We start from the raw sequence: 24,203 nt of genomic DNA on the forward strand, positions 1-24,203 counted from the left end.
GGGCGTGTCGGCTACCACCGACAAGCTGAACCGGTGCGTTGGACAACAATTGAGGCAAACGTCCACGATGTGATGTCTGCAGAACCAGACATGCTTGTCGGCGAAACCCGACACTCGTCAGGACAAACTGTTGCGAATCGCTGCAGTTATCTGCACGTCCAGGGCGACACGCTAGAGCGATATGCAACCTTCATGACCGCGGGTGTTGGCTGCGTTTTCCTCCACCGATGTGTTCGGACACGCGGTCGGGATCACTTCAGGCGCGGTAGGGCGTCGAAGCGGAGGGGGCCGGCGCGTTGCCAGCCCTTCGCCGCGAGCCATGTCGTCGGAGGGTGAATCGGAGCTTCGCCTGGCCAGTGCTCGCGGCCGCGCTCGACGATGCGTGGGTACGGCGCGAACGACGCGTGCCATCCCTCGAACCAGGGGGCAGAGCTCTTGTCGTCGAGGAAACGGAAGAACGCCGCGCGGTAGCTGCCGTCCGCGAGGGCGTGCTTGCGCGCGTTGAACAGGATGTAGACGAGCGCGTTGCGGACCTCGGTGGGCGTCGTCAACGCGCGGCGATGATGGCGCTCGCGGAAGAGGCTGCCGTGACGCCGCGCGACGCGGTTCACCGCGAAGGCGATGCGCGAGAACAGGAGCTTCAGCCCGCGCGCGAGGTCCTGCTTGCTCGCGCCCTCCACCATCAGGTGCAGGTGGTCCTCCTGGATGGAGTAGTGCACGACCTTGATCCCGCGCTTCACCGCGCGAGCGATCTGCTCGACGATCGCCAGGTGCACGCGCTGCGCCCGCAGGTTCGGGCCGAGCCGCACACGCTTCATCGACACGTGCACGGGGTGCCCCTCGACATGCTCGGGCCGCGCGACATGCGGCAGCATCCCGACGCGCTCCGGCCGCGGCGGCCGCCCGAGGCGCGGCGCTCCTCGAGGCCGCCGCTTCCGGCGCCGCCCCTCGACACCTTCGAGCGCGAGCTGCTTCATGCATTCAGCATAGCATTATTTGCTAACAATAGCAACCGGACCGGAAACCTGGGGAGAGCACTCCCGGAGTACGGCACCGGCGCCGCACGTCGAGCCCGAGCGCGGCGAGCTCGCGCTCGGCGAGGGGAGAGCACTCCCGAAGCACGGCACCGGCGCCGCGGAACAGCCACGCGAACGCGCCGTGCACGAGGAAATGCCGCGCCTGCCCGTTGGCGAAGAACGCCGCGCCCGCCCCGGCGAAGGCTGCGCTGCCCGTCGGCGAAGAACGCCGCGCCTGCCCGCCGGCGAAGGCTGCGCCTGCTCGTCGGCGAAGAACGCCGCGCCCCGGCGAAGGCCGCGCCCGGCCGCCGGCGCCCGCCGCGCCCGCCGTCGGCGTGGTGACGAACCCGCGCTACACGCGCACGAAGAACGCCGCGTCCGGCTCCTCCTCCTCGTCGGCGATGACCGGGACCTCGCGATCGCGGAACGTGGGGTCGGCGGCGAGGCGTGTTGCGATCGGGGTCATGACAGCCTCCTCGATGAGGCGGCGGAGTGGGCGCGCGCCGCGGGTTGGGTGGTACCCGCGCTCCGCCAGACGCGCGCGTGCGGCGGGTGAGGCGCGGACGTGGACGGAGCGGCGCGTGAAGCCGGTGCGGTTCAGCGCTGACGCGAGCTCGAGGTCGACGATGCGCTCGACGTCCGCCGGGGCGAGCGCGCGGAAGGGGAGCACGTAGTCGATGCGGTTGTAGAGCTCGGGGCGGAAGTGGGCGCGCACCTTCCGCAGGTAGGTCGAGGCCTCGTTCGTCGCGTCGCCGAAGCCCGCGGGGGGGCGGTCGCTCACGCCGAGGTTCGAGGTCATCACGATCATCGTGGTGCGGAAGTCGACGAAGCGGCCGCTGTCGTCCGTGAGCCGGCCCTCGCCGAGGATGCCGAGCAAGAGATCGAACACCTCCGCGTGCGCCTTCTCGATCTCGTCGAGGAGCACGAGCGAGAGCGGCTGCTCGCGCACCCGCGCCGCGAGGCTCGCGGTGCCGGGGCGCGACGTGGTGAGCCGCGTCGCCGAGCCCGGGAGCATGTACTCGCTCATGTCGAGCCGGATCATCCGCTCCTCGCCGCCGAAGGTCGTGCGCGCGAGCTGCTTCGCGAGCTCCGTCTTGCCGACGCCGGTCGGGCCGACGAAGAGGAGCACGCCGGAGGGGCGCTCCGGATCGCCGAGGCTCGCCTTGAAGCGCGCGAGGAGCCGCCCGCACGCGCCGCACGCCGCGTCCTGCCCGATCACGCGCGCCGAGAGGAGCGCCGCGAGCGCCTCCGGGCCCGCCGCGACGTCGTCGGAGAGCAGCGTCAGCGGGACGCCGGAGTAGCGCGAGTAGGCCGCCGACGCGTCGCGCGGGTAGAGCGTCTTGCCCTCGGCGCCCTTGTTCTCGAGCGCGAGCCAGTCCACGAAGCGGAGCGCCTTCCCCGGGAACGCGACGCCGCGCTCGAGCGCCGAGAGGTGACGCACGAGGCGCTTCATCGCGGAGGGGTGGACGTCGAGCGACTTCTTCCGCGCGTAGGCGAGCGCGAGCGTCGTCGTCTCGACCGGCGACGGCTCGGGGACGCGCACGATCGTGAGCTCGGCGACGAAGGTGGGGCGCGCACGGCGCGCGCGCTCGAGCTCCTCCTGCGTGCACTCCGCGATGAGGCGGATGCTGCCGTCGTTCATCCCCGCCTCGAAGAAGTCCGCGATCGTCGCGCCGTCGTGCTGCGGCTCGAGGAGCCCCCCGAGCGCGGCGACGTGCAGGTAGTCGCCGCCCTCGTCGAGCTCGCGCGCGAGGCGGATGCAGCGCTCCTGCCACATCCCGAGGTACGTCATCCCCGCGATGATGCGGTCCTTCGACGTGCTGTAGATGCGCGGCGGCTTCGTCTCCGCGTCCTTCTTCGCCGCGAGGTGATGGAACGCGAGGCGCCGCACCAGCGCCGACTTCCCCGCGCCGGGCGGACCGACGAGGAGGAGCGACGGCGGGCGCGGCGCGAGCGTCGTCCGCTCGAGCGACGCGAAGACCGCGGAGTCGCCGACGACCGGCGCGAGCTTCCCCCGCGCCGCGCGCGCGACCAGCTCGTCGCCGACGCGCGAGAGCTCGGCGTTCGGGTCGACCTCGCGCCGCGGAGCCACCTCGTCGCGCTGGCGCTGCAGGATCGCGGGCGACCATTCCGTGACGTACTCCTCGTCGACCTCGCGGAAGTCGTAGACCCACCGCGCGCTCTCGCCGAGGAGGAGCGTGCTCACGAAGTGACGGAGGACGTCGGGCGCGACGGAGAGGTCCTCGACGATGAACCAGCCGCCGAAGCGCGGCATCATCACGCGATAACCGCCGCCCTTGAGCGGGCAATACGCGTACGTGATGTGGAGCGGGATCTCCTTCTTCCCGATCACCGCGCGCTTCTTGACCGACGACAGCGGGTGGATGTCGACGCGGACCTTCTGCGTGCGGAAGTCCTCCTCCCACAGGTAACGCGCGACCGAGCCGCGCGACTCGAGCTCGAGCGCCTCGAGCTTCGCCTCGAGCTCCTCGAACACGTCTTGTGTCGTCGCGCCGTAGGCCGAGGGGGCGGGGCGATCGAAGACGCCGTCCCACGTGCGGAGGAGCTTCCCCGTGCGGCGGCCGTCCTCGTGCACGACCATGTGGACGCGGAGGGAAGGCTTGCTCACGGCGCCGCCTCCACGCGCGAGAGGCGCAAGAGCCACAGCCTCGCGAACGCCTCCGCGATGCGCGTCACGCGCGTCGTGTACGGCATGCCGAGCACGTAGTCCTCCATCTCGAGCAGCGCCGGCGGCCGGTCCTTGCCCGGCGGATCGAAGCGCACCGTGCGCACGAGCGGGAGCACGCGCGTCGCGTCGCGATGGCCGTTCGCCTTCGCGTCGAGCCACGCCCGCACGTGGCGCGCGGCCGAGTCTCCCTCCGCCGCCGCGAGCACGCGGACGCGGAGGAGCTCCGGCTCGCGCACGGTCTGCTGCCACACGTGCGTGCCGTGCTCGAGCTCGAGGTAGTCGGCGATGCAGAGCCCCACCACCTTCATGACCACGACAGGGCTCGCGTCGCTCACGGCGTAGCGGTTGCCGGTGCGGACCTCGCCGTCCTCCGCCCACGCGACCTCGTCCGCCTTCCCGCGCGTGATCCGGTACGCCATGAGCATCTCGTCGCGGAGCGCGCGGCCCGCGCCGAACGGCACGAGCTCCACGAACACCGCGTGCTGCCCCGGCGCCGTCACCTTGTCGAGCGCGCGCTCGAGGACGTGCGTCTCCGCGATCGCGGAGAAGATCTCCCACCACGTGCCTTGCCGCCCGAAGTCGAAGCGCATCCGGCCCGGCGCGGGCTTGGGGTGGTCCTTCCACGGCAAGCGCGGAGGCTCGTTGTGGTCCCGCGCCACGATCGCCTCCTCGAGCGCGTGGACCTGCATGTCCCGCGACGCGACGATGATGCGCTCGATCCGATCGCGCAGGTCGTCGATCGACCAGCGCATCCAGTCGATGTTGAAGAGGAGCTCGCCGTGCTCGCGCACGCCGCGGTTGTGCTCGGAGAGGTGGTGGCGGAGCGTCTCGCAGAGGAGCGCGAGGCGATCGCTCGACTCGATCCGGTCCAGCGTCGCGAGCGCCTCCGGCAGCGAGTCGCGGATCTCGACGAGCGGCTTGTTCCAGATCCCTTCGAGCGCGTAGCGCCCCGCGATCGGCTTGGCCTCGACCATCGGCTCGGCCTCGACGACGAGCCCTTCGCGTCCGTCCGCGATGCGCAGCACCTGCATCGCGGCGCCGGGCGACTCCGCGATCTTCTCGCCGAGGAGCGTGCCGACGCGGTCCTCGATGTAGCGCTTCAGCGAGCGCGCGCCGTCCTCCGCGCGGAGCGAGTCTCGCGCGATGCGCTCCACCGCTGCGTCGGCGACGTCGACGAACGCGCTGCGATCGACGAGGCCGGGGCGCGCGAAGAGCTTGCCGAGCTCCTTCCGCGTGACCTGGGTCGCGACCTCGGGCGTGAGCGGCCGGAACGGGACGATCGCGTCGATGCGGTTGAACAGCTCCGGCGGGAAGAACTCGCGCACCGCGCGCGCGACGTCGTGGAGGAGCCCCTCCGACGCCTCGTCGAAGCCGACCGGCGCGCGCTGCCTCGCGCCGAGGTTCGAGGTCATGACCACGACCGCCTGCGTGAAGCTCGCGGTGTTGCCCGCCGCGTCGGTGAGCCGCCCGTCGTCGAAGAGCTGGAGGAGCAGGTTCAGCACCGCCGGGTGCGCCTTCTCGATCTCGTCGAGGAGCACGACGGAGAAGGGCTGCGCGAGGACCGCGCTCGTCAACATGCCCTCCGGGCTCCACGCGTCGCCGATGAGGCGCGCGACGCCGTCGGGGCCCGAGAGCTCGCTCATGTCGATCCGCACGAGCCGCGGATCGGTCGGCGCGTCGCTCGCCGCGCCGTAGAGGTAGTCGGCGAGCGCCTTCGCGAGCTCGGTCTTCCCGGTGCCGGTCGGGCCGGTGAAGAGGTAGACCGCCCACGGCCGCTTCGGATCGACGAGGCCGGTGCGGATCCGCGCGACGACGTCGGCGGCCTCCGCGACCGCGCGCTCCTGGCCGATCACGCGCTCGCCGAGCCGCCGCGCGATGTCGGAGACGGGGAGGGCTCCCTCCGGCGAGAGGAGCTCGAGCGGCAGCCCTGTCGTCGCCGAGACGTGACGCGTGATCTCGTCGCCGTCGATGACGCGGTTCGGCCGCGCCTTCACGACGCGCTCGAGGAGATCGACCGCCTTGCCCGGCAGCGCGTGCTGCGGGAAGAGGCCCTCGCCGAGATCGAGGACCGTCTCGAAGGCGAGGGGAGAGATCTTTGTCAGCAGCGACGAGACCTCGAGCTCGCGCGCGCGCGTGAGCATCATCTTGAAGGTCTCCGCCCGCGAGGCGGGCGCGACGTGCAGCTTCACGAACGCGGCGGCGAAGGCGGGATCGTCCTCCTCGAGGCGCTGGAGCTGCTCGGGCGTGCACTCGCCGGCGACGATCATCTCGCCGCGGCCGACCGGGCCGCGGAAGAAGTCGGAGAGCGCGCGATCGCTGTCGCGCGCGCGGCCGATGCGGCCGAAGAGGTGGAGGTCCGGGACCGCGAGCACGATCGAGCGCCCGCGCAGATCGTCGAGGAGCTCGACGCAGCGCTGCTCCCACTGCCCGATCCGCGACATCCCGGCGATGAGCTGCTTGCCGAGGAGGCGCCAGACGTGGGTGACCTTGTCGAGGTTCTGGTGGGACGCATAGTCGTCGCTCGCGAGCAGATCGTGGACGAGCTGGCGGATCAGCATCGACTTCCCGGAGCCGTGCGCGCCGACGAGGATGACGGACTGCTTCCGCTTCGCGCCGAGGAGCACCTGGAGCTGCTCGCGGTACGGCGAGCGCGGGAGGCCGAGCGTCGCCGCCGACTCCGCGCTCGTCGCGGCGGGCGTGAGGTCCTTGCCGAGCCGCGGCAGCACCGACATCGCGGCGCGCTGCTTCTTCGCCGCTTGGAGCGGATCGTCCTCGAGGTCGTCCCAGATCCCCTTCTTCCGATCGGGGAGCTCGCCGAGGAGCGTGCGCTCCTGCGCGGTGAACGAGACGGCGCGGAGCGAGTCCTTCGTGTTGCTCCAGAGGCGCGCGATCTCCTCGTCGCTCAGCGCCGCCCACGTGCCGCCGAAGTACGCCGCCGCGGTGACGGAGAGCGCCTCGAAGGCGTGACGCGGGAACCACTCGTCCTGCCGCGCGGGGTGGTAGCAGACGTCCATCGTGCGGCCGTCGCCGACGTGGCGCGGCTCGACGACGATCGGACAGAGGCCGCTCACCTTCCGCTTCTTCGCGTCCTTGACGTTCACCTCGAGGTGCACGCGCTCGAGGCGGGTGCCGCGCTTGAAGTCGAAGCGCGCGAGCTCGATCGGGCGCGCGGCCTGCACGACTTGCCGGAGCGCGCTCCTGAGCCGCTCCTCCGCCTTCGGGAGGTTCTTCCCCGTCGCGCGCTGGGTCGCGGGTCCGAGCCCGAGGGTCGTGAGCTCGACCGAGGAGACGAGGCGCTTCTGGTAGACGGGGACGGTGAACGACGCCGTCATTCCATCGCCTCCACCGCGTCCTTCGCCTCCTTCAAGCCGACGCCGGTGAGCTGGCGGAACAGCTTGATCGCGTCGATCTTCTTCCCCGCGCGCGCGAGCGAGCGCACCTCGGCGAAGCGGTCGTCGATCATCGGGCGGAGGACCGCGTCGCGATCGTGGAGGAGACCTTGCTCGTAGCCGACGAGCTGCTCGAGCGCGATGTCCTCGAACCGCGGCCAGTAGTCGGCGAACGACATCTCCACCAACCAGGTGCCGTAGACGCGGACCTTCCCCTCCGCGTGCGAGACGCGGATCAGCGCCTGCTTCGCGAGGCCCTCCGCGACCTGCGCGTTCGGCGGATCGAGCACGGGCGGAGTCCACTCGTTGGCGGTGAGCGTGGCGCGCGCGGCGACGACCGAGACGTGGAGCCGCGCGTCGGGGCCGTTCTTGCCGGGGAAGTCCTTGAACGAGTGCGTCCCCGACTCGAGCCCGAGCCAGATCCGCGCGTGGTCGCCGTCGACGGAGAGCATGACGTTGCGGAACGTGCGCTCCGTGTCCTCGAGCCGCGGCAGCGCCTCTTCGATCGATCGCGGCGGACCCCAGCGGCGTTCGGCCGGCCAGCCGGCGCCGGCGCGGTCCTTGTCCGCGTCGAGGTGCACCGCGACGCGCCAGCCGCGGCGGTCGGCCTCGCGGAGGAGCGGGACGAGCCAGAGATCGAACGCGCGTCGATCGTCGAGCTCCTTCACCATCAACGTGACCGCGTTCTTGCCCTGCTCCTCGGCGACGAGCGCGCGCACGAGCGTGGCGCGGAGGCGGCGGTGCGGCTCGGCGAGCTCGGCGCGGAGCGGCTCCACCGGATCGCCGGCGACGAACGCGGCGAGCGCGAGCTCCTCGACCGCGAACACCTCCGCGAGCGACTCGTCGAGCGAGGCGAGGAGCTCGGAGTAGCGCGCGTGCTCGGCCGCCATCTGTCCGAGCGCCGTGCCGTCGGGCGCGTCCTCGCGCTTTCGCTTCTTCTTCGCGGTCGCGAAGTACCCGAGCTGCGCGACGAGGTACGCGGCCTGCTCGCGGAGCGAGACGATGCGATCGAGCCGCGTCCAGCGATGGAGCTTCCGCCGGAGCTCCGTGATCTCGGTCAGCGCGTGGGCCGCGTTGCGGCTCCGTCGCTCCGGGAGCGGCTCGGAGCGCACCGCGAGCGCCGGCGCGCCGGCGGTCGCGTCGGCGACGATACGGTAGCCGTCCTTGCCGCCGGCGCGGCTGGTGACGTGCTGCGCGATCGGCGTCACGAGCGCGCGCTCGACGTGGCGGCGGAGCGCGCGCGCGCCGTAGACGTCGCTCATCCCGGTCGCGGCGAGGTGCGCGATCGCGTCGTCGGTGACGACGAGATCGATCCCGCGCTCGACGACGCCGCGCCGGCGCGTCGCGCGGGCGGCGGCGATGCGCGCGACCTCGAGGATGTCCGCCTGCGCGAGCGATCGGAACGCGACGATCCGATCGATGCGGTTCACCATCTCGGGGCGGAACGTCTCGCGGACGACCTTCGCGTAGTGCGCGTCGTCGCCTGCCTTGTCACCGCCGCCGAAGCCCGGCTGCGCCTTGCGATGCGTCGCGCCGAGGTTCGACGTCATGATGAGGATCGTGTTGTGGAAGTACGCCGTCTTGCCGCGCCCGTCGGTGAGGCGGCCCTCGCCCGCGACCTGGAGGAGGAGATCGAACGCAGCGGGGTGGGCCTTCTCGATCTCGTCGAGGAGCACGACCGAGAACGGCTGCTCGCGGACCTTGCGCGTGAGGAGCCCTTCGCCGCCGTCGTTCCCGCGGAAGAGGCGCTCGGTCGCGTACGCGCTCGCGTACTCGCTCATGTCGAAGCGGACGAGGCGGTCCTCGCTCCCGAAGAGGAGGGCCGCGAGCGCGCGCGCGAGCTCGGTCTTCCCGACCCCGGTCGGCCCGACGAAGAGCAGCGTCGCGAGCGGCTTGCCGCCGGGTTGGAGCCCGGCCTTCACGACGCAGACGAGCTCGGCGACGTGACGCACCGCCGCGTCCTGGCCGACGAGGCGCTTGCCGAGCTCGGCGACGACGTCCTCGACGTGGAGCGCGCTCTCGTCGCGGAGGAGGAACGTCGGCACGCCGGTGCGCACGCTGAACGCCTCGTGCACCGCGTCCGGTCCGATCCGCGCGCCCGTCGCGCCGGAGCCGAGCGCGATCTCGCGCGCGGCGGCGACTTCACGAGCGAGGCGCACCGCCTTGCCCGGAAAGGACTCGTACGGCAGGTACCGCTCGGCGAGCTCCACCAGCGCGGAGTTGCCCGCCGGCGTGAGCGCGGGGCGATCGGGGTCCTTCGCGATCTGCACCTCCGTGAGCTCGTTCAGGATCGCGAGCGCCTGCTTCGCGTCGAGCGGCTCGACGCGGACGCGGCCGAAGCACGCGAAGAAGCCGCCGTTCTGGGCCTCCACCCGATCGAGCAGCTCCTCGCGGAGCTCGCCGATGACGCGGACGCGGCCGTCCTCGAGCCACGGCCGCATCGCGGTCGGGATGTCGACGTGGCCGCCGGGGCGATCGGCGAAGAGGTCGCCGAGGTCGTCGAAGTACAGGATCGCGTCGACGCGCGCGGCGGCCTCCATGACGCGCCGGACGCGCTCCTGCCACTGACCGAGGCCGCTCATCCCGGCGACGAGGCGCGCGCCGGACGTCGCGTAGACGACGCGGGGGCGGTTCGCCTCGTGCTCGCGCTCGAGCCACGCGCGCACGAGCCCGCTCTTGCCGACGCGCTCCTTGCCGAGGACGAGGACGCTCGCGCGCTCTTCGCCGGCGAGGAGCGCGCGGAGTGAAGCGATCTCCGCGTCGCGGAGCGGGAAGGGCTGCGGCTTCACGCGGCCGAGCGGGACGCGCGCGTGGAGCGCGTCGGCGACGGAGTCGAGGACCGCGACCGCGTGTTTCGTCGCCTCGATCTCGGCGATGCGCTTGCGGCGGTTCGCGTCGCCGACGATCTGCGTCGCGCCCGCGCGCGCGACGTTGGCGACGACCTCGACGATGCGCTCGTGACGCGGCGGGAGGAGCTCGAGGTAGCCGGCCGGATCGAGCTCCCGCGCGGCGACGATGCGCTTCACCTCCGACGACACCATGTGGTCGACGTCGTCGTCGGCGCGCGCGAAGAACGTGTGATCGAGCGCGAGGATCACGATCCACTTGTCGCGGACGCCCTTCGTGTTCGGCACGGTGGGGATGACGAGGCTCGTGAAGCGGATCGGCGTCGTGATGTTCCAGCGGCGCGCGAGGTCGTCGCGCGGGACGACGACGTCGGTGTGGGCGAGGGTGGCGTCGCGCGGGAGCGCGTAGCGCGCGACGACCTCCGGGTCCGCGGCCGACAGGTGCTCCGAGACGAACATCTGCGCCTCGAGGACCGCGTCGTCCTCGTCGCCGAAGGACGCGAGCCGCGGCTCGGCGAGGAGCGTGACGATCGCGTCCCCGCTCGTCAGCTCGCGGAGGAGGCCAATCGTGACGAGCTCGAGCGACGACACGCGGCGCCCAGCGTACCTCAGCTAAGATGGGGGCGTTGCTCCACGTCGCGCAGGTGATCGAGGACACGGAGGCCGAGGGGCCGGGCCGCCGCTTCGCGGTGTGGGTCCAGGGTTGTCCGCTGCGCTGCGCGGAGTGCTGCAACCCGCAGATGTTGCGGTTCGAGGGTGGCGTCGCGACGGATCCGCTCGCGCTCGCCGCGCGCGCGCTCGCGGTCCCCGGCCTCGAGGGGGTGAGCCTCCTCGGCGGCGAGCCGTTCGCGCAGGCGGAGGCGTGCGCGGCGTTCGCGCGCGCCGTGCGGGCCGGCGGCCTCGGCGTGATGATCTACAGCGGCTTCACGCTCGCGGAGCTCCAGGCGCGCCCCGACGCGCGCGCGCTCCTCGACGCGTGCGATCTCCTCGTCGACGGTCCCTACGACCGCGCGCGGCCGGAGCCGAGCCGGCGCTGGATCGGCTCCGCGAACCAGGAGCGGCGCTTCTTGACCGAGCGCTACCGGCCCGACGATCCGTGCTGGACGACGCCGAACACGATCGAGGTGCGGCTCCGGAAGGGCGAGCTCGTCGTGAACGGGTGGCCCGCGCTCGCGCGCTCGATGCAGCGAGGCGGCGCGTGAGCGCGGACCTCATCGCGATCGCGCGGGCGATCATGAGCCCGCAGGCGGAGGCCGCGATCGACGCGTCGCTCGCGAGCGCGACGCCGGTGAAGCTGCTACCGCCGCGGACGATGCGCCTCCTCGAGGACACGCTCGCGAAGGGCGCGGTGCGCATGCTCGCGCGCCTCGGCGGTGCGCGTGCGGTCGTCCGCGCCGACACGGGATCGATCAAGCCGGCGCGCGTCTACGACGTGCGGCCGGTCCCCGTGCTCGCGTTCGGGAAGTACACGTTCGAGCTCCTGCGCTGGATGACGCGCACCGCGCTCGGGGTCATGGGCGCGGCGCCGTTCACGCTCGCCCCCGCGACGGCGGGCGACGAGCTCGTCGCGTACCTCGCGCATCGCCTCGTCGCGGGCCGCCGCTTCGAGCGGAACCTCGCCCTCTCGGTGACGAGCCCGCTCGCGACGCTCGGCTTCGCGCGCGCGATCGCGCGGGCGAACGTGACGCCGCCGGTGCCCGCCTTCGACGCGCTCCTCGCGCGCGACGAGGGCCGCGTCGTCGTGGAGTGCCTCGCCGGCGACCTCGCGCAGCGCTGGGCGACCTCGGCGTCGTGGGGCACGGAGGAGCTCGACGCCGAGGTCGCGCTCCGGATCGCGAGCCACGAGCGCGCGACGCTCGACGCGTTCGCCGACGCCCTCGCGAAGATCGAACGATGGGACCTCGCGACGTTCCTCGTCGACGCGGCGCGGACGGCGCTCCCTCCCGGCGAGCGCGCCGAGCGCGTCGCCGCCCGCGCCGCGCCGCCGGTTCGGGCGGGCGGAACCTTGCGCGTGCGCACGGAGGCGCGCCAGCGTTCGGGCGCGCTGTTCCACGCCGCCGCCCGCCTGTCGCGCACGTACGAGTCGTCCGCGCGCGTGGGCTTCATCGACGAGGGTTACGACGTCGCGCAGGCGCTCCTCACGAGCTGGTCGCACCTCGGCCGCGAGGGCTTCGGCCGCGCCGCCGCGGTCGTCACGGAGCTGGGCTCGCTCGGCTGAGCACGAATCGAAGACCCGCCCCCAAGCCCGCCACCCGTCGGGCCCGGATCGTCGCTCCGCGCAGCTGGAGCGCAGCTGGAGCGCAGCTGGAGCGATCGCGACATTGCCCGCGGCTCCCTCTGCGGGTGCCCGCGGCTCCCTCTGCGGGTGCCCGCGGCTCCCTGCGGAGGCCCGCGGCTCCCTCTCGGGGGGTCCGGGGGCGTCGTAGCGCGCCCCGCGCGCGAAGAACCCCCGGCGGGGAGAGCTCGAGAGGGGCAGAGCCCCTCTCGAACAAGAGAGCAGCTACTATGGGCCGGTGAGTCGAGCGTACCGCGTCACGGTCAGGGGTTCGGTCCATCGCGTCGTCCACGTCGAGGACGGCGTGTGCTCGAGCCTCGAGCTGCTCCCGATCCTGCCGCCCGAGAGGACGAGCGAGATCCTCGAGGCCGAGCTCGTGCGGCGCGGCTTCGAGAAGAGCGGCGACGTGCTGCGGCGCAAGGAAGAGGGCGGCGTCGTCGTCGAGATCGACCCGAAGAAGGCGACCGTGAGCGTGAAGGCGGAGGCGACCGCGAACATCGACGTCGAGCGCGAGGCGGTCGAGACGGTGGTGGAGGAGGCCCTCGAGAAGGGGACCGCCGCCGCGCAGAAGCGCGTCGATCTGCGGGCGGAGCGCGACGCCGCCGAGGCGGAGGAGAAGGCGCGCGCGGAGGTGACCGAGAAGCTCGAGCGGCGCCTCGGCGATCTCCGGAGCGAGCTCGACGGCGTGACGAACCGCGTGACGGCGGAGGCGCTCAAGGAGAAGGCGCGGAAGCTCGGCGAGATCGAGGAGCTCCACGAGGACGCGGAGACCGGCGAGCTCACGATCAAGGTGAAGCTTTGACGAACGCGCGGTTCGTCCCCGAGAACGAGCTGCCCCTCGACATCGCGCCGGGCGCGGCGGTGGAGGCGGCCTACGCCGCGGAGCTCGCGCGGGTGGAAGAGGCGCTCCTCGCGCGGCTGCCCGCGCTGGTCGAGTGCGACAAGGAGCTGGTCCCCTATTTCTACGCCGCGCTGCGGGGGCGGCTGAAGAAGCGCGAGCTGCGCTGCGCCTACCTCGACGGGCGGCCGCCCGCGGACGCGCCGCCGGAGGCGATCCCGACCGGCGTCATCGGCACGATGATCTCGCAGCTCCGCGACGCGGTGCGCGGGCCGGTCGGCGAGCGCGTCGTCGTCCTCCCGCACCTCGATCTCCTCGTGTCGTCGTCCGGCGGCGGGCTCACGAGCGAGGCGCGCGAGGTGATCCCGCTCCTCTACGAGAACCCGCAGGTGCTGTGGCTCGGGTTCAAGGACCCGTCCTTCTCGGTGCCGAAGGTGATCCACGATCTCTTCCCGCACCACGAGCACATCCTCGGCGTCGATCGCGAGCGGCTCCGGCACCTCGTCACGCAGCGGGAGGCGCGCAAGCTCGGTCGCGGCTTCGATCCCTACGAGCTCTACAAGTACGTGTCGGGCGTGAACGCGGTGCGGCTCCGCCGGCTCCTCGGCGCGCTCGGCGGCGTCGACTACCCCGACGATCCGCGGCCCGCGTTCGCGCAGCTCCGGCGCGCGACGCTCTCGTCCTCGTTCGAGATGCCGGACGTCGACCTCGACGCCGACGTCGGCGGCTACGACAAGGTGAAGACGCGGCTCAAGAACGAGATCCTCGACATCCTCGCCGCGAAGTCGCGCCTCGCGGACGAGGCCGCGATCAAGCGCATCGAGGCGCTCGTGCCGCGCGGGATGATCTTCTGGGGACCGCCCGGCACCGGAAAGACGCTCTTCGCGAAGGCGATGGCGACCGCGCTGAAGGCCGCGATCATCGTCGTGAGCGGCCCCGAGCTGAAGAGCAAGTGGGTCGGCGAGAGCGAGGAGAACATCCGCCAGGTGTTCCTCAAGGCGCGCCAGAGCGCGCCCGCGATCATCGTGTTCGACGAGCTCGACTCGATCGCCGCCGCGCGCGGGATGTACACCGGCTCCGGGGTCGAGCACTCGATGGTGAACCAGCTCCTCACCGAGATGGACGGCTTCCGAAAAGAGGAGCTCGTGTTCGTCGTCGGAACCACGAATTTCGTCGATTCGATCGACCGCGCGCTCCTCCGCCCCGGGCGCTTCGAGTTCCACCTCCACATCCCGTACCCGGACCCGGCCGACCGGCGCGCGATCCTCGGGATCCACGACCGGAAGCTCGGCCTCGCGCTGAGCGAGCGCGCGAGCGACTACGCGGTGAAGCGCACCGGCGACCTCGTCGAGGGCGCGGCCGGGCGCTACTCGGGCGATCACATCCAGGCGCTCTGCCGCCAGATCGCGCGCACGCGCCTCCGCGCCGCGCGCCCCACCGCCGAGCCGACCGAGGTCGCCGACGTCGAGGAGGCGCTCTCCGCGTACCTCGAGCGGCCGGACCTCACGAAGGCGGAGGAGCGCGTCGTCGCCACGCACGAGGCGGGGCACGCGGTGTGCGCGCTGTTCTGCGAGCACGCGCCCGCGATCGATCGCATCTCGATCCGGGGCGACCTCGCCGGCGCGCTCGGGTTCGTGCAGTACGCCGATCCCGCGCATCGCTACGTGACGACGCGCGCGCAGCTGCTCGACAGCATCTGCTGCCTCATGGGCGGTCGCGAGGCGGAGGCGCTCCTCCTCGACGACCTCTCGATCGGCTCCGGCCACGACCTCGAGCGCGCCACCGTCATCGCGCGCGCGCTGGTGGAGGACCTCGGCATGGGCGGCGAGCGGACCGGCGTGCGCCGCTTCGCGCGCGACATCACGACCTCGGACGCGACGCTCCACGACGTCGAGAAGGCGGCGCACGCGATCCTCGAGGAGCAGCGGACGCGCGCGGCGAAGATCCTGACCGAGCAGCAGGCGCTCCTCGCGACGCTGCGCGATCTCCTCCTCGAGAAGAAGGTCCTCGACCGCGCCGCCTTCGTGGACCTGCTCCCCGAATCCAAGAGGCAGAAGACCCATGGCTAGCGCGACGATCCGGCTCTCGATCGACCCCGTCACCCGCAAGCGCACGATCACGATCGCGTACGCGAGCGACGCCGACATGCTCCCGCACGAGCACGAGGACGCGCACCGCGACGTGGTCGAGAAGCTGATCGAGGGCGGGATCGCGAAGCCGGGCGACGACATCGTCGTCGAGCGCGAGGGCGGCGGGAAGACCGCGGAGGAGCCGGCGGAGACGCCCACGCCAGAGCGAGGCCGCGAGCGAGCGTGAGCGTCCTCCGCTTCGAGAGCGAGGAGGCGCTCCGCTTCACGATCACGTCCGGCCTCGTGCCGGAGACGGTCCTCGCGGAGCCCGCGCGCACGTGGCGCGACGACGCGGGCGGCGTCGTCGTCGCTCCGCGCGCCGCGCTCGCGCCGGAGGCGATGCGCGCCCTCGCGGCGGCGGGGGTCGGGCGGCTCCCGGCGGCGAGCGACTCGCCCGCCGCCGTCGTCGTCGGCTCGTGGGTCGAGCTCGTTCGTATCGCGCGGACGAGAGAGGAGCTCGACCTCGACGGGCCGGTCCTCTTCTGGCTCGACGAGGACGCGTCGCTCGTGGGCCTCGCCGGCGAGCTGATCCGCCTCGGCTGCGATCGCCTCGAGTACCGCCGCGTCCCCGGCGGTCACCTCCTCCGCGCGCACGCGCCGCCGTACTACTCGGTGCTCCGCGCGCGCGCCGCGTTCGTGCCGGAGCCGCCGGGGCAGGACAAGGTCTGGGTCGCGGCCGGCTTCTCGCATGCGCTCGCGCGCTTCCTCCGCCCCGCCGCCGGCGCGCTGGTGTTGATGGGCGAGGACGGCGCGCGATCGTTTCCCGACGGCGCGTTCGACGACATCTACTCGATCGTGGAGCTCACGCTGCCGGCGCCGAAGGCGGAGCGAAAGGCGAAGGGGAGCGCGCCGCGGATCGCGGTCCCGCTGCGGCTCGCGCACGGCGCCGTGCTCGACGCGCCCTCGCTCTGGGTCGTCCGCGCCGGAGCGGCCGCGAGCGTGGAGCGCCTCGTCGCGAGCCTCCCCGAAGAGGTCGCGCGCGGCCTCCTCTTCGCCGCGCTCGCGAGCGGCGAGATCGTCCTCCGCCTCCGCCCGGGGCGCAGCGCGCCGATCGAGATCGAGGGCGAGGCGTACCGCGCGCACCCGGCGATCGCGAACCTGTTCGTGCCGATCGCGGCGAACGTCGAGCCGCCGCTCCGGCGCGATCGACTGCGCGAGCTCCTCACCCCCGACCCCGACGAGGTGGTGTGGCTGCGCGCGGAGGCGGGCGGTCGCTTCACGGTCGAGAGCACGCGCGACGACGCGTTCGAGCCGCTCTCGTCGTTCGTCGACTACGTGATCGATCGCGATCGCGACAAGCTCGTCCCGTGGATCCGATCGGCGACCTTCGACTTCGCGCCGTACGTGGGCGCGGCGGAGCCGTCCCTCCCGGCGCCGGAGCCGCCGCCGAAGCCGGAGGTCGGAAAGGGCAAGCGGGAGCGCAAGGCCGCGGAGGCGCCCGCGCCGGCGCCGGAGCCGCGCCCGAGGTCCGCGCCGCGAACGGAGCAGCAGCCCGAGCGGCTCCGCGCCGCGCGCGTCGACACGAGCCGGGTCGCGGAGGAGCTCGCGTCGGTCGAGCGTCAGTTCTTCGAGCTCGACGCGGCGGCGGACGCGCCGGAGCGGCTCGCGTTGTGGGCGCGGATGGCGGTGCTCGACACGATGCTCGCGCGCGCCCACGACGCGGCGCTCTCGTGGAACCGCCTCGTGTGGGAGCGCCCCGACGATCCCGCGCCCGCGGCGGCGTGGGCGGAGGCGGAGGACCTCGTCGTGCGCGGAGCTCCGTCGGCGACGCTCCTCGCGCTCGTCGATCCCTCGCGCGATCACGTGCGCGCGATCGCGGCGCGCCTCGTCGCGGGGAGCGATCCCGACCTCGCCGCGCGCGTGCACGACGTCTCGCTCTGGCTCGATCGTCACGACGGCCACCTCGACGTCCGCAGCGCGTGGCTCGCGCGCCTCGCGATCTCGAAGCTCGTCGGCGGCGATCGCCTCGGGCTCGCGCGCGGCCGCGATCGCCTCCTCTCCCGCATCCACTCCGGGCTCTCGCTCGAGCGCGACGTGCCGTCGTTCCTGCGCCGCGCGGGGCGCACGCGCGACGTCGCGCAGATCGAGCTCCTCGCCGCGCGGCTCGAGGCGCTCGCCGAGATCATGGCGGTGAAGCGGCGGCGCTCGGCGACGGAGGCGGAGCCGAAGCTCACGCGGGCGTACGTGCGCTTCGTCGTCGCGTTCGGCCTCGCGCGCGTCGGCCGCGTGGAGCGCGCGCGCCAGCTCCGCGACGAGGCGGCGAGCGCGCTCCCGGCGAACGATCCGATCCACTCCGTCCTCGTCCGCGCCTACGTCGCGCGCGTGGGGCAGGCGCTCGAGGGGCTCGCGCCGGAGACCGCGCTCCCGGCCGACGTGTCGGCGTCGTTCACGAGCCTCGAGCGGCTGGAGCGCTACAAGGTCGATCGCGTGCGGCAGGCGTCGAAGGTGCTCGAGCCACACGAGCGCCTCGATCCGATCGCGGCCTTCCAGCGCGGCGAGGCCGATCCGCGCGGCCCCGAGTTCGCGGCGCTGCGCGGCGAGGGCGATCCCGCCGCGATCGATCGCATGGTCGCCGAGATCATGACGCAGGCGGCGAGCGCGCCGCCGGAGACGAAGGCGCGGCTCTACGACGGGGCGATGGACTTCTTCCCGAGCCTCCGCCACGAGCGCGCGCACGCGCACCTCCGCGCGATCCTCGAGAGCGTCGCCGACATCGATCCCGCGCGGCGGGTGCAGGTCCTCGAGGAGGCGCTCATGCTCGCGGGTCACTTCGGCGAGGAGCCGCTCGCGCGCGAGCTCCTCGCCGCGATCGAGCCCGCGGTCGCGAAGGTGGGGGCCGAGGGCGCGAGCGCGATCGCGCCGGTGGCGGCGGGGATGTTGCGCACGCTGCGCCGCTTCGGGCTCCGCGTCGAGGCGGAGCGGATCCTGGCGCTCTTGCAGCAAGCCGCGGCGGGGAAGGGGACCCCCAACCTCGTCGCGCGCCTCCATACCGCGGGCGCGCTCGCGTTCCTCGGGCAGCTCGATCGCGCGCGGCCCGTGTTCGAGGAGGCGCTCGCGTTCCTCCGCGGGCTGCAAGATCAGAGCGTGCCCGATCGGCTGAAGGTCACCGGCGCGCTCGCGCGGGCGCTCGGCACCGCGCCGATCGACTACGCGCTCGCGGGGATGGCGGAGCTCGAGAAGGGGATCGCCGTCGTGACCGACAGCTTCAACACGAACACGCACGTGTGCCTCTCCGTCCTCGACTTCGTCGAGTCCCTCGTCCTCGGCTACGTGAGCGACGACCTCGCGATCGATCCCGTCGCGCGCCGTCACCTCGACGACGACGAGTACCTCGTCCGCCGCCGCATCCACAAGGACCTCCAATCATGACGACCTCGGACCCGCTCGACCGCGTCCTCGAGACGCCGCTCGCCACGCTCGACAAGGAGATCGCCGCGGTGCGCGATCGCCTCCAGCGCTTCCGCCTCGCGCTCGGGCGCTGGTTCGTCGGCAAGCAGAAGCTCGTCGATCTGATGACGGTCTCGGCGGTGGCGCAGGAGCCGCTCCTCCTCGTCGGGCCGCCCGGCACCGCGAAGAGCGACCTCGTCATCAAGTTCAAGGACGCGCTCGGCCTCGGCGAGAACGACTATTTCGAGTACATGCTGACGCGCTTCACCGAGCCGAGCGAGGTGCTCGGGCCGATCGACATCAACCTGCTGCGCGAGGGCCGCTACGTGCGGCGCGAGCGCGGCAAGCTCCCGACCGCGCGCCTCATCTTCCTCGACGAGATCTTCAAGAGCAACTCCGCGATCCTCAACTCGCTCCTCACGATCATCAACGAGAAGAAGTTCTACCAGGACGGGGTCCCGCAGCCGGTGCGCCTGAAGGTGCTCTTCGCGGCGACGAACGAGATCCCGGAGCACGCCGAGCTGGGCGCGTTGAAGGACCGCTTCTGCCTCAAGGCGGCGTGCCGCTCGGTGCAGGACGATCACTTCGTCGAGCTCGTCGACATGGGCCTCCGGATGCAAGTGTTCCGCGACACGAACCAGCGGCCCTGGGCGGAGGGCCACGCGTCGCTCGAGGACTTCATGAAGGCGCACCGCTGGCTGACGCTGATGATGGCGCGCGAGGACGAGCGGCAGACGTTCTTCTCCGACGAGCTGATGCGCGAGCTCCGGCGCGTGTTGAAGACGCTCGTGCGCGAGGACAACGTGTTCGTCAGCGACCGCAAGATCATCAAGCTGTACCGCCTCCTCCGTACGCGCGCGTGGCTCCTCCACGGCGGCACGGTCGAGCGCGACGACCTCTCCCTCCTCTCGTACCTCGGCGAGACGAAGGAGGAGGTCGACCTGCTCGAGACCAAGGTCCCGCAGCTCCTGGGTCTCGCGACGGCGGAATGAGCGACGCCGAGCACGAGATCGCGGCCGCGCTCTGCCTCGCGCGGCTCCTGCCGCCGGAGGAGGCGGGCCGCGTCGCGGGCCCGTGGATCGTCGCGACGATGACGGAGCGCGTCGAGCTCCCTCCCGCCGGCGTGGTCGCCGACGTCGGCGCGCTCCTCTTCGGCGCCACGCTCGATCGGCTGCGCCCCGCCGCGGACGATCCCGCCCTCGCGGCCGCGATCCGTCGCTACGAGGACGCGCTCCTCGGGCGCCTCGCGAGCGATCGCCGCCTCGTCGCGGCGGGCTTCGCCGCGCTCCGCCTGCCGCCGCGGATGCACGGGCAAGCGGTCGGCATCCTCGTCGCCGGCATCCTCGCGCGCATCGGCGTCACCGGCGGCTTCACCGCGAGCCCGGCGGTGGTGCGCCGCCTCGCGGAGCGGAGCCCGGAGCAGACGGTGGCCGCGGGCCACGCCCTCCTCCGCGACGATCCCACCCTCCGCGCGACGCTCGCCGATTGGTACGCCGACGCGGCGCGCCGGGCGCAGCGCGCGCGCGAGCTCGTGGGGGAGGCGGACATCTTCGCGCTCGAGAACCTCACCGTCCTCGCCGGCCTCGCGCAGCGCCTCGCGGCGGCCGACGTGGTGCGGGCGGAGGAGGCGATCGCGCGCGGCGTCCCGCGCCGCGTCCGCCGCCGCCGCAAGAAGGAGGGCGACGTCGCGGCGAAGCTCGAGGACGAGAGCGCCTATCCCGCCGGCGGCTTCGCGAGCATGTCGACGTCGGGCTCGATCGAGAACCTCGTGACGTCGGAGCTCATCTACATGACCCCGCCGGCGGAGGCGCGGAGCGGCGAGATCGACCTCTTCGACATGCGCTGGGTAGAAGGTGAATTGTTGTATTATACACGCGACGAGGCGATCTTCGTCCGCCGCCGCCGCGTCGTGTTCCTCGCGCTCGACCACGCCCTCGTGCGCGCGCGGGTGAAGGACGCGCACGTCCCTTTCCAGCGCATCGTCCTCGTCCTCGCGGTGGTGCTCGTCGTCGTGAAGAAGCTCGTGGAGCTCCTCGGTGAGGAGGCGCTCGAGCTGCGGGTGGTGTTCCTCGACGAGGAGCTCGCGGAGGAGCGGGTGTTGACGGAGCTCTTGCTCCGGGAGTGGATCGAGCGCGGCATCTGCGAGGTGTCGTCCTCGACCTGGCCGAAGGTGGTCGCGTCGTCGGCCGCGGAGACACGCCGCGCGCTCGTGGAGGTCGTAAGCCTCGGCGGCGGCGCACCGGAGCTGGACGCACGTATCGTCGACGTCCCTTTCCCGCTCCCCGCCGGCACACTCGACGACTGGTCCCGCGCGACGACAGAGGCCCTCTCCGGGCTTGTCTGAGCTTTCTTGTTCGAGAGGGGCGCTGCCCCTCTCGAGCTCTCCCCGCCGGGGGTCTCTCCGCACGCGCTGCGCGCGCGCTCCGCCGCCCCCGGACCCCCGCGAGAGGGCTCTCGTTGCGGGCGGGCTTCGATTCGTGCTCGGGGCTGCCGCGAGAGGGGCTCGTTCCAGGCGGCTTCGATTCGTGCTCGGGGCTGCCCTTCTCGAGCACTCCCCGCCGGGGGTCTCTCCGCACGCGCTGCGCCGCCCCCGGACCCCCGCGAGAGGGCTCTCGTTGCGGGCGGGCTTCGATTCGTGCTCGGGGTTGCCCCTCTCGAGCACTCCCCGCCGGGGGTCTCTCCGCACGCGCTGTCTTGTTCGAGAGGGGCGCTGCCCCTCTCGAGCACTCCCCGCCGGGGGTCTCTCCGCACGCGCTGCGCGCGCGCTCCGCCGCCCCCGGACCCCCGCGAGAGGGCTCTCGTTGCGGGCAGGCTTCGATTCGTGCTCGGGGCTGCCCTTCTCGAGCTCTCCCCGCCGGGGGGCTCTCCGCACGCGCTGCGCCGCCCCCCGGCGAGAGGGCTCTCGTTGCGGGCGGGCTTCGATTCGGGGCTATCATCGTGGCGTGGAGGTTGCGCGGTTTCGTCGGCTGATCGCGCTGGTCCTCGCGATGCCGGGCGTCGTTGTGGCGTGTGGCTCAGTGGAGCGGACGCAGATGCCGGAGCGTGCGACCTGCATCGATCCGAGCTCGCCAAATCGCTACGCCGCGTTGACGCTCGCGCCCGGCATCGACGGCATCGCGTTCGCCAGTCGCGCTCCCTACTCGGGTGGCATGCCGGCCAGTCAGCTCCCCTCGCTCGGCGCTCCTGCAGCAAGGCGTCCGATCGCGCCTCGTGCGAGGCCCGCGCGAGCGCGCTCCTCGCCGCTCCTGAGACGGCGGGATGGCAGGTGCGTCAGGCGATCTGCAGTCCCCTCTGCCCTCTTATCGTGGTGGAGGACTTCGCCGTCATCACGGCGGGGGACGACGTGCGGTTGGCGACGTTCGACGACGTGCGGCGCGCGGTATCGCCGATCGAGACGGTCGACGAAGCGGCGGCCCTTCTCGTGCTCCAGAACGGAGCGCTCGAGTGCGGCGAGGCGAATGCGCGCGCCGACGCCGACGGGTGGACGTTCAAGTACAATTTCCTCTCCTGCGACGGCGGCGAGACCGAGCTCTTCACGAAGATCGCGCGCGACGGCACCAAGTCCATGGCCGGGTCCCGCGTCCTCGACGACGGCGACGGGAGCTGCGCCGACGGCCGGCGGCCCGCCGGGCTCGTGCCGACCGGCGCGCGGTGGCTTCGGTCCGTCGGCGGATGCCTCGCCGAGATCGCGTACATGGAAGCGGCCTCCGTGCGCGCGTTCGCCGACCTCGCCGCGCGCCTGCGCGATCTGGGAGCGCCGCGCGCGCTGATCGACTGGGCGGAGGAGGCGCGGCAAGAGGAGGTCCGGCACGCGGCCGTCGCGTCCGAGCTCGCCACGCGCTACGGCGCCGTCGTGCGCGAGCCCGCGATCGATCCCGTCGCCGCGCGATCGGACGAGGTCGCCTTCGCGATCGAGAACGCGGTCGAGGGCTGCGTCCGCGAGTCGTTCGGCGCCGTCGTCGCCGCGTTCCAGGCCGCGAACGCTTCGGACCCGCGCATCCGTACGGCGTTCGCGACCATCGCACGAGACGAGGCGCGCCACGCCGAGCTCGCGTTCGCGATCGACGGCTGGCTCGCTGCGCGCCTCGACGCTGCGGCCCGCCGCGCCGTCGCGGCGGCGATGGACGACGCGTGGGACGCGCTCGCCGCCGAGCTCGGCGAGCCGGCGGAGGAGGTCCGCCGCGTCGCGGGGTATCCGACGCTCGTCGAGCAGCGCGCGCTCCTCGCGGCGCTCCGCGACGTCGCCGCCGCCGCGTGAGCGCGCTACGATGCACGGGTGGACGTCGCGCGCTTTCGCCGGTTGATCTCCCACCTGCTCGCCAGCCCCGTCGTCCTCGCGGCGTGCGGCGGGAGCGTGACCGAGATGCCGGAGCGTGCAGTCTGCATCGATCCGAGCTCGGCGGACCGCTACGCCGCGCTGAGCCTCGGGCCGAACGTCGACGGCATCGCGTTCGCGACACGGCCGTACGACGCGCCCTCGACGACCGCGCGCACGCGACTGCCGTCGCTCGGCGCGCCTTGCAGCAAGGCCACCGATCGGACCGCGTGCGAGGCCCGCGCGAGCGCGCTGCTCGTCACGGAGGAAGCGGAGGAGGCGGAGGGATGGCCGGTCAACGGGGCGGTCTGTGGGGACCGGGCCTCACGCGGAGCGGCGTTGGCTTGCAGTGCGTCGGCCAACGACGTCGCGGTCATCACCTCCGGCGACGACGTGCGGCGCGCGTCGCTCGACGACGTGCGCCGCGCGGTGTCCCCCGTGGAGACGCTCGACGAGGCGATCGCGCTCCTCATCCTCCAGGGCGGCAATGTCGACTGCAACGACGCCAACGCGCGCTCCGAGAGCGACGGCTGGACGTTCAAGCACACCGTCCACTATTGCAGCGGCCGCGTCACGGAGTCCTTCACGAAGGTCTCGCGCGAAGGCATGCTCAGCGACGCCGGACAGAACGTCGTCGAGGAGGCCGACAACGGCTGCATCGAGGGCCGCCGCCCCGCCGGCCTGCGACCGACCGGATCGCCCTGGCTCTCCGCGGTGGGCCCGTGCCTCGCCGAGATCGCGTACATGGAAGCGGCCGCGGTCCACGCGTTCGCGGATCTCGCCGCGCGGCTCCGCGAGCTCGGCGCGCCGCGGGCGCTGATCGAGCGGGCGGAAGAGGCGCGGCGTGACGAGGTCCGCCACGCCGCGCTCGCGCGCGAGCTCGCCGCGCGTCATGGCGGCGAGGTCAAGACGCCGGTCGTCGCGCACGCCGCTGCACCCGGCGACGCGCTCGCGTTCGCGATCGAGAACGCGGTCGAGGGCTGCGTGCGCGAGGCGTTCGGCGCGGTGGTGTCCGCGTTTCAGGCCGCGAACGCGGCGGACCCGCGCATCCGTACCGCGTTCGCTTCCATCGCACGGGACGAAGCGCGCCACGCCGAGCTCGCGTTCGCGATCGACGGCTGGCTCGCCGCGCGCCTCGACGCCGCCGCCCGCCGCGCCGTCGCGGTCGCGATGGATGACGCGTGGGACGCGCTCGCCGCCGAGCTCGCCGAGCTCGCCGAGCCGGCGGAGGAGGTCCGTCGCGTCGCGGGCTACCCGACGCTCGTCGAGCAGTGCGCGCTCCTCGCGGCGCTCCGCGACGTCGCCGCCGCGGCGTGACG

Annotated in this window: 14 protein-coding genes; 10 read left to right on the plus strand and 4 right to left on the minus strand. The window is 72.8% G+C overall.

The annotated features are described in order from the left end of the window. Positions 1-251 precede the first annotated feature (251 nt). From KF837_26995 to KF837_27010, 4 genes are all read right to left on the minus strand, one after another. Entirely contained in the window at positions 252-977 is a 726-nt protein-coding gene (locus tag KF837_26995; protein ID MBX3230997.1) for a hypothetical protein, read from the minus strand. 391 nt (positions 978-1,368) lie between these two features. Continuing rightward, on the minus strand, positions 1,369-3,618 hold the full coding sequence (locus tag KF837_27000; protein ID MBX3230998.1) for an ATP-dependent Clp protease ATP-binding subunit: 2,250 nt from the start codon (positions 3,616-3,618) through the stop codon (positions 1,369-1,371). Positions 3,619-3,641: 23 nt separating this feature from the next. Further along, positions 3,642-7,037 carry an ATP-dependent Clp protease ATP-binding subunit gene (locus KF837_27005; GenBank protein ID MBX3230999.1) on the minus strand — a complete coding sequence of 1,132 codons (3,396 nt, stop codon included), beginning with the start codon at positions 7,035-7,037 and terminating at the stop codon, positions 3,642-3,644. Next, a complete protein-coding gene (locus tag KF837_27010) occupies positions 7,034-10,531 on the minus strand; it encodes a ribosomal protein L7/L12 (protein MBX3231000.1) in 3,498 nt (1,165 codons plus the stop codon). The genes KF837_27005 and KF837_27010 overlap by 4 nt, the downstream gene beginning before the upstream one ends. Positions 10,532-10,557: 26 nt before the next feature. On the opposite strand from KF837_27010, the gene KF837_27015 reads away from it, so the two are divergent. The 10 genes from KF837_27015 (at position 10,558) to KF837_27060 (ending at position 24,201) form a co-directional block, all read left to right on the plus strand. Further along, complete coding sequence (locus KF837_27015; protein ID MBX3231001.1) at positions 10,558-11,142, plus strand: radical SAM protein; 585 nt, start codon at positions 10,558-10,560, stop codon at positions 11,140-11,142. Further along, entirely contained in the window at positions 11,139-12,158 is a 1,020-nt protein-coding gene (locus KF837_27020; GenBank protein MBX3231002.1) for a hypothetical protein, read from the plus strand. The genes KF837_27015 and KF837_27020 overlap by 4 nt, the downstream gene beginning before the upstream one ends. Before the next feature lie 295 nt (positions 12,159-12,453). Then, positions 12,454-13,017, plus strand: a complete 564-nt coding sequence (locus KF837_27025; protein ID MBX3231003.1) for a hypothetical protein — start codon at positions 12,454-12,456, stop codon at positions 13,015-13,017. Beyond that, positions 13,014-15,122 carry an AAA family ATPase gene (locus KF837_27030; GenBank protein MBX3231004.1) on the plus strand — a complete coding sequence of 703 codons (2,109 nt, stop codon included), beginning with the start codon at positions 13,014-13,016 and terminating at the stop codon, positions 15,120-15,122. The genes KF837_27025 and KF837_27030 overlap by 4 nt, the downstream gene beginning before the upstream one ends. After that, on the plus strand, positions 15,115-15,369 hold the full coding sequence (locus KF837_27035) for a hypothetical protein (GenBank protein ID MBX3231005.1): 255 nt from the start codon (positions 15,115-15,117) through the stop codon (positions 15,367-15,369). The genes KF837_27030 and KF837_27035 overlap by 8 nt, the downstream gene beginning before the upstream one ends. Further along, the gene (locus KF837_27040; GenBank protein MBX3231006.1) at positions 15,366-18,551 is read left to right on the plus strand and encodes a hypothetical protein; all 3,186 of its coding nucleotides are present in this window, start codon (positions 15,366-15,368) and stop codon (positions 18,549-18,551) included. Before KF837_27035 ends, KF837_27040 begins: the two co-directional genes overlap by 4 nt. Further along, entirely contained in the window at positions 18,548-19,561 is a 1,014-nt protein-coding gene (locus tag KF837_27045) for an AAA family ATPase (GenBank protein ID MBX3231007.1), read from the plus strand. The genes KF837_27040 and KF837_27045 overlap by 4 nt, the downstream gene beginning before the upstream one ends. Further along, the gene (locus KF837_27050; protein ID MBX3231008.1) at positions 19,558-20,913 is read left to right on the plus strand and encodes a hypothetical protein; all 1,356 of its coding nucleotides are present in this window, start codon (positions 19,558-19,560) and stop codon (positions 20,911-20,913) included. The genes KF837_27045 and KF837_27050 overlap by 4 nt, the downstream gene beginning before the upstream one ends. A 963-nt stretch (positions 20,914-21,876) precedes the next feature. Beyond that, entirely contained in the window at positions 21,877-22,827 is a 951-nt protein-coding gene (locus tag KF837_27055; GenBank protein MBX3231009.1) for a ferritin-like domain-containing protein, read from the plus strand. 18 nt (positions 22,828-22,845) lie between these two features. After that, positions 22,846-24,201, plus strand: a complete 1,356-nt coding sequence (locus tag KF837_27060; protein MBX3231010.1) for a ferritin-like domain-containing protein — start codon at positions 22,846-22,848, stop codon at positions 24,199-24,201. Positions 24,202-24,203: the final 2 nt, after the last annotated feature.

Origin of the sequence: Labilithrix sp. (assembly GCA_019637155.1) — a bacterium.
Classification (GTDB): domain Bacteria; phylum Myxococcota_A; class Polyangia; order Polyangiales; family Polyangiaceae; genus Labilithrix.